Annotated in this window: 11 protein-coding genes and 1 tRNA gene; 10 read left to right on the top strand and 2 right to left on the bottom strand. The window is 41.5% G+C overall.

Annotated elements, in window-relative coordinates; genetic code table 11:
* The first annotated feature begins 618 nt into the window (after positions 1 to 618).
* Positions 619 to 1,788, top strand: a complete 1,170-nt coding sequence (locus tag LG34_RS12280) for a cation diffusion facilitator family transporter (RefSeq protein ID WP_109216327.1) — start codon at positions 619 to 621, stop codon at positions 1,786 to 1,788.
* A 7-nt stretch (positions 1,789 to 1,795) separates the two neighbouring features.
* Here the strand turns inward: LG34_RS12280 and LG34_RS12275 are convergent, their stop codons facing one another.
* The gene (locus tag LG34_RS12275; protein ID WP_109216326.1) at positions 1,796 to 2,611 is read right to left on the bottom strand and encodes a MerR family transcriptional regulator; all 816 of its coding nucleotides are present in this window, start codon (positions 2,609 to 2,611) and stop codon (positions 1,796 to 1,798) included.
* Between the two features lie 230 nt (positions 2,612 to 2,841).
* Between LG34_RS12275 and LG34_RS12270 the strand changes: the two genes are divergently transcribed.
* The 9 genes from LG34_RS12270 (at position 2,842) to LG34_RS12230 (ending at position 14,277) form a co-directional block, all read left to right on the top strand.
* On the top strand, positions 2,842 to 4,182 hold the full coding sequence (locus LG34_RS12270; RefSeq protein ID WP_109216325.1) for an MATE family efflux transporter: 1,341 nt from the start codon (positions 2,842 to 2,844) through the stop codon (positions 4,180 to 4,182).
* Between the two features lie 42 nt (positions 4,183 to 4,224).
* Positions 4,225 to 5,478, top strand: coding sequence for an arginine deiminase (arcA, locus tag LG34_RS12265; RefSeq protein ID WP_109216324.1), 1,254 nt, complete (start codon positions 4,225 to 4,227; stop codon positions 5,476 to 5,478).
* Between the two features lie 214 nt (positions 5,479 to 5,692).
* Entirely contained in the window at positions 5,693 to 6,535 is an 843-nt protein-coding gene (locus LG34_RS12260; protein ID WP_431602614.1) for a fumarate hydratase, read from the top strand.
* A 114-nt stretch (positions 6,536 to 6,649) separates the two neighbouring features.
* A complete protein-coding gene (locus LG34_RS12255; RefSeq protein WP_109216329.1) occupies positions 6,650 to 7,204 on the top strand; it encodes a Fe-S-containing hydro-lyase in 555 nt (184 codons plus the stop codon).
* Positions 7,205 to 7,416: 212 nt separating this feature from the next.
* A complete protein-coding gene (locus LG34_RS12250) occupies positions 7,417 to 8,874 on the top strand; it encodes an efflux RND transporter periplasmic adaptor subunit (RefSeq protein WP_146190227.1) in 1,458 nt (485 codons plus the stop codon).
* 18 nt (positions 8,875 to 8,892) lie between these two features.
* Positions 8,893 to 9,675 (top strand): ABC transporter ATP-binding protein, encoded by a 783-nt coding sequence (locus LG34_RS12245; RefSeq protein WP_278286491.1) that lies wholly within the window; start codon positions 8,893 to 8,895, stop codon positions 9,673 to 9,675.
* Positions 9,669 to 10,994: an ABC transporter permease gene (locus tag LG34_RS12240; RefSeq protein WP_109216321.1), complete on the top strand. Its 1,326-nt coding sequence runs from the start codon at positions 9,669 to 9,671 to the stop codon at positions 10,992 to 10,994. The genes LG34_RS12245 and LG34_RS12240 overlap by 7 nt, the downstream gene beginning before the upstream one ends.
* A 97-nt stretch (positions 10,995 to 11,091) precedes the next feature.
* A complete protein-coding gene (gene recD2 / locus LG34_RS12235; protein WP_109216320.1) occupies positions 11,092 to 14,025 on the top strand; it encodes an SF1B family DNA helicase RecD2 in 2,934 nt (977 codons plus the stop codon).
* A gap of 164 nt (positions 14,026 to 14,189) precedes the next feature.
* Positions 14,190 to 14,277: transfer RNA gene (locus tag LG34_RS12230), tRNA-Ser, on the top strand.
* On the opposite strand, the gene LG34_RS16960 is transcribed toward LG34_RS12230, so the two are convergent.
* Positions 14,259 to 14,532: hypothetical protein (locus LG34_RS16960; protein ID WP_207657031.1), on the bottom strand; the 274-nt coding region annotated here is incomplete at its 5' end. The two genes, LG34_RS12230 and LG34_RS16960, sit on opposite strands and share 19 nt — an antisense overlap.

Raw genomic sequence — 14,532 nt, 5'->3', positions numbered from 1 at the left:
GGATACATAGTGATGAAGGGAGCGCCTTTTTATGAGCAAAAGTAGTAGCCGGCACCTTCTTGAACAAAGTTCAAGAAGTATCGCTCGCAAGCGAGCTCTTTTGCGAATGGCGCGTGTGAACTGTAACTATCGTATCATAAATAACAACTTTTTTCCAAAAATACTTGCATTTTAGTTTTATATCCGTTATAATAGCACTTGCGTTAAAGACGTATGCGCCTTTAGCTCAGCTGGTAGAGCAGTAGACTCTTAATCTATTTGTCCAGGGTTCGGTCTTCGCTTCGCTCCGGTCGGTCCAAATCCGAGATCCACCGGATCTCGTGGACCCCTGAAGGCGCATTGTAAGTCATCCGATTGGATGACTTTTTTACTGTCATAAAAACGAATAGAAATACGAAGCATCTCAGAGCAGCATCTGAGGTGCTTTTCTTAGTATACGGGAAGTTAGAAATGCGTATCTTTTGTAAGAAATATGAAAGAAAGGTAAGCAGACTGAAAAAAAGGTAGGACAGGAATAACTGAAATAATATGGACTCTGGATTGGCGCTGTCCCTAACGGAGTGTAGATTTGCAGAAAGAATGCTAAGAGTATTCTTGAAAAAGGGAGTGTGAAAAATTATGACTGAGTTATTGGTGAAACTTTTTGTGAAAAACAGTAAGGACACGAAAGATACAAAGGTTCGACTGGCCTATGGAAATCTGGCAGGAATTGTAGGTATTTTATGTAATGTACTGCTGTTTGCTGGAAAATATATTATCGGAACGTTATTCGGATCCATCGCAATTGCAGCAGATGCGGTAAATAACTTAAGTGATGCGTCCAGCAATATTGTCAGTCTGCTTGGATTTAAACTGGGATCAAAAAAAGCAGATGAGGAGCATCCGTATGGTCATGCGCGGTATGAGTATCTGGCGGGACTTGTGGTCTGTGTCATTATCGTGGCTATCGGCTTGTCACTGGCAAAAGAAAGTATTTTGAAAGTCATTCATCCGTCAGAAGTGGATTGCAATGTGCTGATGATCGTAGTACTTCTTATTTCCATTTGTGTAAAACTGTGGATGAGTATTTTTAATAAGAAAATTGGTATGAGAATCGAATCCGATACACTGATCGCGACGGCGGCAGACAGTCGAAATGATGTGATTTCTACGTCAGCTGTTGTAGTTGCAACTATTTTATGTAAGGTGACAGGGTTAAATATTATTGATGGTATTGCCGGTATCGGTGTGGCTGTATTTATTTTGTACAGTGGTATTGGACTGATCAAAGAAACGTTAAGTCCGCTGCTTGGAAAAGTACCGGCAGCAGAATTTGTCAATCATATTACGGAGAAAATTCAGTCATATCCGGGAGTAATCGGAGTGCATGATCTGATGATCCATGATTACGGCCCGGGAAATCTGTTTGCCACGGTGCATGTGGAATTTCCGGCAGAAACACCTGTCATTGAGGCACATGAGGTCATGGATGAGATCGAGCGTGATTTTCAGGAACAGGAGCATATGATTCTGACAATTCACTATGATCCGATCGTTGAGGAAAATGCGGAAGTGGCAGAAATCAGAGCTTTTGTCAGCAAGGCTGCAAAGGAGTTTGATGAGAGACTTTCTATCCACGAAGTTCGTCTGGTTCCGGGAAATGAGTCCGGTAATGTAATTTTTGACTGTGTAAAACCGGCTGGATTTAAGATCAGCGACAGTGAGATTTCATCCTATCTGCAAAAACGTGTGACAGAATGGAATCCGCGCTATCGCTGTGTGATTAAAGTAGAGCAGAGTTATGTCTGAGTTATCCTTATTGTATAATTTCAACTTCAATCTGGGTTACAAAGTCATCGGTATTTTTTTCAATAAAACTATTTACCACGTCATATTCGATGTACAGATCGCTGGTTCTAAGGTTATGCTCCTTTTTATAATTTCGTATTCGCTCGTAAGTCTCACCAATCGTACTCCAGTGACCGATGTGATAGGCTGTCAGATATTTTCCGGGAGGAAGTATCTGGCAGTTTTTGATCGAGGGTTTCTGATGCATGAGCAGTGCAACGTTGTCGTAGGCATCGTAAATGCCGTGCTCTACATTTTTTCCATATTGAAAATAAGCAATATCGTAATCCAGATAGGGATTATTCTTTTGCAGCAGCGTAATTAATTCATTGAGTTTTTTTGAAAATGACTGAGTGGAAGACGGATCTGCTTCTTTATAAAGGTAATAATATTGTGGATAGGTATTTATTTCAATTGTGGAAAAATCGGTTTTTTCGGCAATTTTTATCTTCTTTCTCTGCTGTTGCATCCATTTTTTCATAGTCTGCAGTTTTTTTATCTGTTGTGTAATCTGACTTTCTCTTTCAAGAAAAATTTGTTGAAAAAGTTCCGGGCTTCGCTGTGATAGATAAGTTTGGATTTCCTTTAAAGGCATGTCCAGATCACGCAAAACCAGAATGGTGTTTAGAATCTCAATCTGATCAATGGAATAGAAGCGGTAACCGTTTTCATTAATGTATTCTGGTTGAAACAGACCGATATCATCATAGTGAAAAAGTGTATGTTTGGTAATTCCCATCAGTTGGGCCAGTTCTCCGGTAGTCAGATAATCTTTGCGTTCCATATAATTTAAATGCTCCTGTTTTGTAAAAAAAATATAGTGTAAAAATCTGCTTGACTATAGGGTTACCCTATACTGTATGCTGACAGATGTCAAGAACGAAATGATTAAAAAGAGCATTCTCGAACTGTCATATTCTTCTCAGGATCACTGTTGGTGACAGATAGAATTATCATAATCAGTAGAAAGTAATTGGATAGTAATTAGATAGTAATTAGAAAGCAGGTGTTTTTATGAGTATGTCTTTGAACCAAGAGTTTACTCCTTTGAAATTGTTGCGATTTGCGGCACCATCCATCATTATGATGATGTTTATGTCGTTGTATACGATCATTGATGGAATGTTTGTATCACGTTTTGTTGGAAGTAATGCATTATCTGCAACTAATATTGTGTACCCGGTTGTAAATATTATGATCGCAATTGCAACGATGCTTGCGACTGGTGGAAATGCTATCATCAGTAAATATCTGGGAGAAGGAAAAAAGAAAGAAGCCAAAGAAAGGCTTACCATGTTTGTGGTCATTACTTTAATTGTCAGTGTGGTGATTATGCTGATCACGCTGATTTTTCTGGATCAGATCTGCTATCTGCTTGGTTCTACCGATGAATTACTGCCATATTGCAGAAACTATCTGATGATTCTTGCATTTTTTGCTCCGGCTTGTATGTTACAGTCTTTGTTTCAGTGTTATCTGGTAACTGCAGAGCGTCCGACACTGGGACTGGTTCTGATCATTTTAGCAGGAGTTTTAAATGCAGTGCTGGATTATGTAATGATCGTGCATTGCCATCTGGGAATCAGCGGTGCAGCGCTGGCAACCGGACTTGGTCAGTCGATACCGGCAATTGCGGGATTGATTTTCTTTTTCACAAATAAAAAGGGACTTTGTTTTACACGGTTTCGTGTGAAAGTTGGAGATTTTTTTCATGCATGCTATAATGGCTCTTCCGAAATGGTATCTCAGCTGGCAGCAGCTATTATCACGTTTTTATTTAATTCAGTTATGATGCGGCTGGCCGGTGCAAATGGTGTGGCTGCCATCACGATCATTTTGTATGGAGAATTTTTATTTAATTCCTTTCATCTTGGATTCGCTGTTGGAATTGCTCCGATTGTCGGTTTTCAGTATGGTGCACAAAATAAAGCTCAGCTGAAGCGTATATATAAGACAACTTTTATTTTTGTAATTGCATCATCTGTTGTGATCACTGTGATCGCTGCATTTCTGGCAAAACCAATCGTTTCGATATTTACAAAGGATCCTGGAACCTGGGAACTGGCCTCTGTAGGATTTCAGATTTTTGCGATAAATTTTCTGTTCAGTGGGGTTAATATTGCATCTTCCGGATTTTTTACCGCTCTGTCTAATGGAAAAGTATCTGCGCTGATTTCTTTTTGCAGGACATTGCTTTTTACCGTTTTATTTTTACTTGTGTTGCCGCACGTACTGGGCTTGAACGGTGCGTGGATCGCGATTCCTTCCTCGGAACTGTGTACATTAGTCCTGTCGGTCTGTATGCATGTGAAATATTTTATAAAAAAGAGTGAAAAAAATTATATTTTGGGATAAAATGTACGTTATGAATGAACGGGAGAAGGAGGACGCCGTAAAATGGCAATCCATGTAAAAAGCGAAATTGGAAAACTGAAAAAAGTTATGCTCCACAGACCCGGTCAGGAGCTGGAACATCTGGTTCCGGAAGATCTGGAGAGGCTTTTATTTGATGATATTCCGTACTTGAAAACCGCAAAAATCGAACACGATATGTTTGCAGAAATCATGCGGGGACAGGGAGTGGAAGTGGTATATCTGGAAGATCTGACCGCAGATGTACTGAAAAATCCGGAGAAAAAGGAGCAGTTTGTTCGTGAATTTATTGCAGAGGGCGGTGCTTCGGCAGCGAAAGTCCGTGACCAGTTGTACGACTATCTGATGAAAATTTCAGATGAAAAGGAACTGGTGTTAAAGACCATGTCGGGAATCCGGGCTTCTGAATTGAATGTAAAAATGAGCTGCCCGCTGGTAAGCCTGGTGAAAAAAGAAAGTCAGTTTTTACTTGATCCGATCCCGAACCTTTATTTTACCAGAGATCCTTTTGCCTGCATAGGAAACGGTGTCAGTCTGAACCGGATGTATTCACGAACCAGAAGACGGGAAACACTTTACGGAAAATATATTTTAAAATATAATCCGGATTTTGCAGGAAAAGTACCGTTTTACTATGATCGGGATATGGATTTTTCTATTGAAGGCGGAGATATCCTGAACCTGAGCAATAAAGTGATCGCCATTGGAATTTCACAGCGTACCACTCCGGAAGCCATTGAACTTCTGGCACAGAATATTTTCGTGGATAAAGCGTCAGAGATTGAAACGATTATCGCATTGGATATTCCGGCTGTACGTGCATTTATGCATCTGGACACAGTATGCACGCAGGTGGATTATGATAAATTTACGATTCATCCGGGTATCATGCAGACGCTGCGTATTTTTGAAATCAAACCGGGAGATCGGAAAGGACAGCTGAAAGTAACGGAGTCCGATGCGATGCTTTCGGATATTCTTGCAAAATATCTGGAATTGGATAAAGTGACGTTGATCAAATGCGGTGGAAAAGACCGGATTGCTTCTGAGCGTGAACAGTGGAACGATGGTTCCAATACTCTTTGTATTGAGCCGGGAAAAGTTGTTGTATATGATCGAAATTATGTGACCAATGAGATTTTACGTCAGCATGGCATTGAGGTGCTGGAAATGGCAAGTTCGGAGCTTTCCAGAGGTCGGGGAGGCCCACGTTGTATGAGCATGCCGCTGGAGCGGGAAGACCTGTCAGGGGGGAGCTTTTCTATATCTACGTCTTGATTATAAGCATGATTTCTAAATAATATAATTAGAAAACCATTCACATTTCTTTTTGTTTGAGCTATGATAAACGTATCTATGGGAAAACATCAGAGGAAGTGGATGGTTTTCTTTTTTACAGGATTACAAAAATGTGCAGAAGAATGACATACATTTTTGATTATAATCTTATTGTTAAAATAGCTTACAGAAAAATGTAGGGAGTGAAAAAATGATCAGAGAAATTAACGTAAAAGAATTAACCGATAACATCAGCGAGATGTGTATACAGGCGAACCATTATCTGTCACCGGATATGGATGCATGCATGAAACAGGCCGTTGAGACAGAAAAATCAGAGCTTGGAAAAAAAATCCTGAATCAGCTTCAGGAAAATCTGGAAATTGCGGACAAAGAGATGATTCCAATCTGTCAGGATACGGGAATGGCCGTTATTTTTATGGAAATCGGACAGGACGTACATTTTGTGGGCGGCGATTTTGAGGAAGCGGTCAATGAAGGAGTACGTCGTGGTTATGTGGATGGATATCTGAGAAAATCCGTGGTAAAAGATCCGCTGATCCGTGAAAATACAAAAGATAATACACCGGCAATTCTGCATACAAAAATTGTTCCGGGTGATAAAGTAAAAATTACTATTGCACCGAAAGGGTTCGGCAGTGAAAATATGAGCCGCATTTTTATGCTGAAACCGGCAGACGGTATCGAAGGTGTAAAAAATGCGATTCTGGCGGCAGTCAAAGATGCAGGTCCAAATGCCTGTCCGCCAATGGTTGTGGGCGTAGGTATCGGTGGAACTTTTGAAAAATGTGCCCTGCTTGCAAAACAGGCGCTGACCAGACCGGTAAATGAACATTCCGACATTCCATATGTCAAAGAAATGGAAGAAGAAATGCTGACAAAGATCAATCATCTTGGTATTGGACCGGGGGGACTTGGCGGCACAACCACAGCGCTGGCAGTCAACATCAATACTTATCCGACCCATATCGCAGGACTTCCTGTGGCAATCAATATCTGTTGCCATGTCAACAGACATGCAGTAAGAGAACTGTAGATTTAAGTTAAATGCGGGAAATTTACAGGAATATAGATAATATTTATGACTTCCGGGAAAATTCTAGGAACATGAATGACCAGAAAATTGATTGAATACCAGGAGGAAATCATTATGGATAAACATATACATACACCAATTACAGAAGAAATTACCGCTGATTTAAAAGCAGGCGATTACGTTTATATCACAGGTACACTTTATGTAGCCAGAGATGCTGCACACAAACGTATGATGGAAGTACTGGATGAAGGAAAAGAACTTCCTATCGAAATCAAAAACTGTACCATTTATTACATGGGACCATCCCCGGCAAGAGAAGGACGCCCGATCGGTTCCGCAGGTCCAACTACCGCAAGCCGTATGGATAAATATGCTCCGCGTCTGCTGGATCTGGGGGAAAAAGCCATGATTGGAAAAGGAAAGCGTACCAAAGAAGTCATTGATGCAGTCATCCGAAACAAAGCTGTTTACTTTGCAGCTATCGGCGGAGCAGGTGCATTGCTTTCAAAATGCATCAAAAAATCTGAGATTGTATGCTACGAGGACCTTGGTGCAGAGGCAATCCGCAAGATTGAAGTCGAGGATTTCCCGGTTATCGTAGTTGTAGACTCTGAGGGAAATAATCTGTATGAAACTGCCATCAAAGAATTCGCGGTTGTTGATTAAATCTATTTAAAATTTAATATTATTAAGACGAAATCAGAGCCTCCTTCTGCAACCTCCAGTCGCAGAAGGAGGCTCTGATTTCTTTTTATAAAAAATTAAGAAATTCATACATTTTTTACAAGGTTTTATCTTATATAATAGCATCACTTACATTAGGTAAACACAGGAGGACTGACGGTGAAAAAAAATTTAAACACAAAAAACTGGTGATTGTGCTGGTTATCATTGTAGCAGCAATCATTGTGCTGGTTGGCGTAGCCAAACGAAAGTTAAACAGTGTAGCAGAAGCGACCAAGATTGTACAGTTGGAAAAAGTAGATAAACGTGACCTGTCCGATTTTATATCTCTGACAGGAACGGTAAGTGGTGAGACGAAGATCAATTATTCTTCTACAGCTGCGACTGAGATCAAAACTGTAAATGTTCAGGTTGGAGATGTTGTAAAAGAAGGCGATGTGATAGCAACTCTGGATAAAGATTCTATTCAGAAACAGATTGATGTGCTGGAAAAATCTCTGTCAAATGCAGCTGCATTAAAGCAGAATGAAAGCAATCAGAATCAGCGCGCCCTTGAGCGTGCCAAAGAAGATCAGAAAAATCAACTGGCACAGGCAAATGACAGTATCAACAGTGCAGAAGCTGCGTATACAGCAGCACAAAATACTGTAAATTCATTAAATAACCAGATTAAATCTGTATCAGATCAAGTAAATGCGGCATCCGATGAAGATACTAAGGCAGAACTTCAGGAAAAACTTTCCAATCTTCAGGATCAGCTTTCCAGTGCAAAAAGTGATCTTACGTCTGCAGACAGTGCCCGCAAAGAAGCAAAAAATAATTATACGAGCGTAAAATCCTCCACCGATGATGCGATTTATTCTGCCCAGAGCAGTATTGAGTCTGCAAAATATAACCAGACTGATAACAGTGATACACAGACGCAGCTGGATCAGTTGAGAAAACAACTGGACGATTGTACGATCACAAGTAAAAGTGCAGGTATTGTTACTGCAGTCAATGTTTCTGTCGGTGATGTAAATACAGCAAATGCTACATTAGTAACAGTAGAAAATAATACTGATATGATCGTGAATGCAAGTGTAACAGAAAAAGATATTCTGAAATTGCAGGAAGGTATGAAAGCAATCATTACTTCTGATGCGTTGGATGATCAGAAAATCAATGGCGAGATTATTAAAGTAGTAAAAGTATATAATGCTTCCCAGCCGACGACGGAACAAACCGGAAAGGAGACTTCCGGAGCAGCCAATACAGGTGGCTTTTCCGTACAGATCAAACTGGATCACTGTGATCTGATCAGTGGCATGAGTGCCAAGGCAAAAGTTGTCCTGACAGACCGTCAAAATGTGTTGGCTGTTCCATATGATCTGGTGCAGCAGGATGAAAATAACAAAGATTATGTACTTTGTGCCGAAGATAACGGTGACGGAACTTATACAGCTGTAAAGAAAAATGTCACAGTAGGCGATGAGATTAACTATTATACCGAAGTGACCGGTGGAGATCTGAAAGCAGGCGACTATGTCATCATGGATTACTCTATTTCCGAAGGAGATACCTTTACTGGAGAAATTGGCAGTGATGAGAGTGGAAATGAAAATACAGGTGACGGTTCTACAAGTGTAAGTTCTGAAGTAACTGCGGATTAATCATGGAGGTTTTTATACATGTCAAATGAAATTATGATCCGCATGGAACAGATCGTAAAAACATATTATATCGGTCAGCCAAACGAACTGGAAATTCTTCATGGTATCAATCTGGACGTAAAACGTGGCGAGTTTGTTTCCATCGTAGGAGAATCCGGTTCCGGAAAAAGTACGCTGATGAATATTATGGGGATTCTGGATCGTCAGACTTCCGGTAATTATTTTCTGGAAGGAGAGGATGTCAATAGCATGGATGATACCGTGCGAAGTGTCATGCGGAATAAAAAAATAGGGTTTGTATTTCAGAATTTTAATCTGATTCCCAGAGCTAATGCCTTAAAAAATGTAACCCTGCCTTTGATGTACAGTGAGCATCGTCCGAAAAATGCAAAGGAAATCGGTATGCAGATGCTGGAACTGGTGGGAATGGCAGATCGTGCCACACACCGTCCGAATGAGCTGTCCGGTGGACAGAAACAGCGAATTGCTATTGCCAGGGCGATGATCAATGATCCTTCCATTATCCTTGCAGATGAGCCGACCGGTGCACTGGATTCCCAGACCGGTCATATGATCATGGATATTTTTCACAAACTCCATGAAGAACAGGGAAAAACAGTCGTACTGATCACTCATTCAAAGGAACTGGCAGCAGAGACCGAGCGAATTGTCACATTAAATGATGGTATGATCGTATCCGACAGCAAAAAAACAGAAAAAGGCTGTGATTTGTCAGGTCATCACAAGATGAATGATGGATGCAATAAGCCAGAAATCGGAGAGGAGGGAATGATATGCTGATAGAGAATATCAAAGAAGCCTTTCAGAACCTTCTTTCCAATAAAATGCGTTCCCTGCTGACCATGCTTGGAATCATCATCGGTATTTCTGCGGTTATCACGATCACGACCATTGGAACATCTATCAAATCAACGTTGAATGCTACATTAAACTCCCTTGGTGGAAACAGTATCAGCGCCAGTGTGGATGCTATTTATCCGGAGGATGATGCGGACTGGTCAAACTGGGAATATCCGGAGATGACAGCAGATGATTATATTACGCAGGATATGCTGGATGAATTACAGGAAACATACCCGGACGAGATCGCAGGTTTTGGTATTTCAGCTTATCTTGGCAGCGGTCAGATTTACAAAAACAGTGATAAATATGCGAATGTGGACGCAACAGGAACGACAAAAGAAGAACTGGAGTACATGAAAATTAATATTCTTCGTGGACGTAATCTGACAAAGCAGGATATGAAAAAGGAGAAGCGTGTATGTGTTGTATCCGATACGATGGCATCCTATTATTTCGGCAGTGAAGATCCTATCGGACAGCAGATCATTTACAGTGGAAGTGATGGTTATTCTTATGAATTTACAGTAGTAGGTGTGTATGAATATAATGCTGCTATTTTCGGTAAACAGGATACGACGATTCCGGAAAAAGACCGCAGCACTACCATGTATATCCCTGCTACAACTGCAAATAAATTAAATCATAGTGAAGCGACCAATGGATATACATATATAAGTGTTCTTTTAAAAACAGGTGCGGATCAAAATCAGGCAGAAACAGATATACAGAGCTTTTTTGCAGACAAATATGCAAAAAATGAAAAATGGCAGGTCACAACATACAATATGTCTTCGGATATGGGCGTTATTAATACGGTTATTAATGTAGTAACCGTGGCCATTTCCTTTATCGCGGCTATTTCTCTGATTGTTGGTGGTGTCGGCGTTATGAATATTATGCTGGTGTCCATCACCGAGCGAACCAAAGAAATCGGTATCCGAAAAGCATTGGGTGCAAAAAATAAGGCCATCAAGCAGCAGTTTCTGATTGAGTCTGTGGTACTTTGCCTTGTTGGTGGAATCATTGGAATTTTGATCGGAATCCTGTTCGGATTCATTCTCGGAAAAGTGGCAATGCTTGTCATCAACAGCTACTACAGCGATTATGCAGGTTATATTATCATGAATGTACATCCGTCTGTATTAGCGATTGTGCTTTCGGTATGCTTCTCTATGTTGATCGGTGTGTTCTTCGGATCTTATCCGGCGAAGAAAGCAGCAAAAATGGAAGTTATTGATGCACTGAGATATGAGTAAATTTTTTAACTCAGACTGAGAAAAACTATTGATGATTGTACTTTAAAATGGGATATGATAAGATACGAAAAAGAATGAATAGAAAGTAGTGATACTCATGTCCACACAGAAAGGAACTCTGATCAATAAATACACACCAGACTATGTCATCTTTGACCTTGAGACGACTGGAATCTCACCGAACTATGATGAAGTGATTGAGATTTCAGCGCTGAAGGTTAAAGGTGGCGAAGTAGTGGATGAATTTAATACGCTGGTGAACCCGGGCCGCAAGATTCCATTTGGAGCGACGAAAGTGAATGGAATTACAAATGCGATGGTTGCGGAGGCACCGGCGTTTTCGCATGTTCTGGCAGAGTTTCTGGATTTTGCGGAAGGTCTTGTTCTGGTGGGACATAACATTGCACGGTTTGACATGAAGTTCATCTGGCGTGACGCCGAGCAGTATTTTGGCGAAATTCCGCAGAACAATTATGTGGATACGTTGCAGGTGGCGCGAAAACATTTACCGAAGATGGATCATCATCGTCTGGTGGATCTGGCGGAGTATTATGGTATTTCATCGGAAGGTGCGCATCGTGCGCTGAATGACTGTTACATGAACCAGAAAGTGTATGAGTGCATGGTGGCGGAAATGCGTGAGGCACATCAGAAGCGTTTGGAGGAAGCAAGAAAAAAGGCAGCAGAAACAGCGAATGCAGGTACAAGTGCAAACGCAGATCAGATGGCAGTAAATTCGTTAAATAATCCCGCACATAGTAATCGTAATCAGACGCAGAACGAAAACGCACAGTCGGAAGGCGTAGAAGTGCAGCAGCGTCCACAGCATTTTACGGTAAAAATCCGCGGAGTAGTAGAACGCATTACCTATCAGAATCCGGAAAATGGCTATACAGTCCTTAAATGTGCAGTAAAAAGTTACAAAGAACTTGTGACAGTCATCGGAAGTCTGCTGGATGTGAATGTTGGATCTGTACTTCTGATTTATGGAAATTGGAAAGTGGACAGTCGTTACGGAAGACAGTTTGCGGCAGAGAGCTGGGAAGAAACACTTCCGGCTACCGTGTTTGGCATTGAAAAATATCTTGGTTCCGGTCTGATCAAAGGTGTTGGTCCGAAATACGCGAAAAAGATCGTGGCGCAGTTTGGAACGGAGACGCTGGAAGTCATTGAGACAGATATTTCACGGCTGCAGGAAGTGGATGGTATTGGGAAGAAGCGGATAAAAATGATCCGGGATAGTTGGGAACGGCAGAAAGAGATTAAAAATGTTATGCTTTTTTTGCAGGATCATGGCGTCAGTACCTCTTTTGCAGCAAAAATTTACCGTCAGTACGGAAATGAAAGTCTGGATAAAATGAAAGAAAATCCTTTTCAGATGGCAGATGATATCTGGGGCATTGGATTTAAGACAGCAGATGGAATTGCACAGAAGCTTGGTTTTGCAAAGGAGGCTTACGTCCGATTACGCAGCGGTATTATGTATACACTGAGCAATCTGGCGGACGAGGGGCATGTGTTTGCATATCAGGAGCAGCTGATCGCGAAGGCAGCAGAATTACTGGAAGCGGAAGAATCCAGCATCGTAATGACTCTGGATCAAATGATCATGGACAAAGATCTGATCTGTGAAACGGTAGACTATAACACAGATCAGGCAGAAATGAAAGCTATATATCTGCCGGCATTTTATTATGCGGAAGCAGGTGTGGCAGGCAAATTAAAACGTCTGGCGCAGGCACCGGCAGCAGACCGGCTCTGGCATGCACTGATGGATGCACGGCAGAAGACAGGAAACGAAAGCCTGTCCATTGATGTTAGTAAAATTCAGGAAAAAGTACACATGGAATATGATGAGATTCAGGCGGATGCCATTAGAAAAGCAGCTGTTTCCAAAGTTATGGTATTGACGGGAGGACCTGGAACCGGAAAAACCACGACAACGCAGGGGATTATCGCCGCTTACCGTTCGTTTGGATTAAAAATCCTGCTGGCAGCACCGACAGGTCGTGCCGCTAAGCGTATGACAGAAGCAACCGGATTAGAGGCAAAGACAATCCATCGTCTGTTGGAGTGCAAACCGCCGGAAGGATATCAGAAAAATGAGGATAACCCGCTGGAGGGAGATGTGCTGATCATTGATGAGTGTTCTATGATTGACATGATACTGATGAACGCGCTGCTCAAAGCAATTCCGGAGGGAATGCGTCTGATACTGGTGGGGGATATCGATCAGCTCCCATCTGTTGGCGCAGGTAATGTATTGCGCGACATTATTGATTCCGGTGTGTTTCCGGTGGTTCGTCTGACCCGGATTTTCAGACAGGCACAGAGCAGCAGGATCATCATGAATGCACATGCCATCAATGAAGGCAAATTCCCGGATATTTCCAATGGCAAAAATACGGATTTCTTCTATATAGAAAAAGAAGACCCGGAGGAAGCAGTTCAGGAGATCGTCCGACTGGTAAAAAATAACCTTCCGCGCTATTACAAAACACCGTGGAATCATATTCAGGTGCTGACACCAATGCAGAAAGGTATTGTCGGAGCGGCAAATTTGAATCTGGCTTTGCAGGAAGCGTTGAATCCTCAGGGAGACGGTCTGCGCCGGGGCGGATATCTGTTCCGTGCCGGGGATAAGGTCATGCAGATTCGCAATAACTATGAAAAAGAGATTTTCAACGGGGATATTGGAACCGTGGAGTCAGTGGATCTGCAGGAACGGATGCTGAAAGTAAATTTTGACCAGCATATCATAGAATATGAAGCATCGGAGCTGGATGAACTGGTGCATGCTTATGCCACAACCATTCATAAAGCGCAGGGATCGGAATACCCGATCGTGGTAATGCCTGTTTTGATGAACCACTATGTGATGTTGCAGCGAAATCTGATTTACACCGGCATCACCCGTGCAAAAAAGGTTCTGGTAATAGTAGGAACCAGAAAGGCATTGTCCTATGCGGTCAGGAATGTGACTGTTACGAAGCGGAACACTTTTTTGAAGGAGCGTTTATGTGAAACATAAGGTTTTCAATATGATTAAAAGTTGGTCGCAAAATTCGTAGTAAAAGTATGTAATAGAAGAAGTTGCAGGATTCTCAAAAAAGTTAAAAAAAGCTATTGACAAAAAGGCAAAGGTCTTGTATAGTAGATAAAGCGTTACGGCGCATCAATTTTATAAAAAAATATGGAGAAATACTCAAGAGGCTGAAGAGGCGCCCCTGCTAAGGGTGTAGGTCGTTCGCGCGGCGCGAGGGTTCAAATCCCTCTTTCTCCGTTATTTTTTTGCTCTAAAAACAGGGCTGAGAAATAAAGTTGAAAATAAAAGAAAAAAGTTGTTGACAAGCGCAAGTGCTTATGATAATATATACAAGCTGTCGCGTGAGTGATACAACAAAAACAAATAGCTTTGAAAAAAGTTAAAAAAGTTGTTGACAAGCACTTAAACATCTGATAAGATATAAAAGTTGCTAAGCGGCAACGAAACAAAGAACTTTGATAACTGAACAGTGAAATAACCTTGAAAGATTCA

The sequence above is a fragment of the Eubacterium ramulus genome, from assembly GCF_003122485.1.
GTDB lineage: Bacteria > Bacillota > Clostridia > Lachnospirales > Lachnospiraceae > Eubacterium_I > Eubacterium_I ramulus_A.
The sequence above is the reverse complement of the archived record's forward strand: the minus strand, read 5'-3'. Positions and strand labels throughout refer to the sequence as shown.

What these genes read in the sequence shown, in the direction of transcription:
- LG34_RS12275 (WP_109216326.1), bottom strand. Translation starts at nt 2,611, where the DNA reads ATGGAACGCAAAGATTATCTGACTACCGGAGAACTGGCCCAACTGATG.
- LG34_RS12240 (WP_109216321.1), top strand. Translation starts at nt 9,669, where the DNA reads ATGCTGATAGAGAATATCAAAGAAGCCTTTCAGAACCTTCTTTCCAAT.
- LG34_RS12270 (WP_109216325.1), top strand. Translation starts at nt 2,842, where the DNA reads ATGAGTATGTCTTTGAACCAAGAGTTTACTCCTTTGAAATTGTTGCGA.
- LG34_RS12245 (WP_278286491.1), top strand. Translation starts at nt 8,893, where the DNA reads ATGTCAAATGAAATTATGATCCGCATGGAACAGATCGTAAAAACATAT.
- LG34_RS12280 (WP_109216327.1), top strand. Translation starts at nt 619, where the DNA reads ATGACTGAGTTATTGGTGAAACTTTTTGTGAAAAACAGTAAGGACACG.
- LG34_RS12255 (WP_109216329.1), top strand. Translation starts at nt 6,650, where the DNA reads ATGGATAAACATATACATACACCAATTACAGAAGAAATTACCGCTGAT.
- arcA (WP_109216324.1), top strand. Translation starts at nt 4,225, where the DNA reads ATGGCAATCCATGTAAAAAGCGAAATTGGAAAACTGAAAAAAGTTATG.
- recD2 (WP_109216320.1), top strand. Translation starts at nt 11,092, where the DNA reads ATGTCCACACAGAAAGGAACTCTGATCAATAAATACACACCAGACTAT.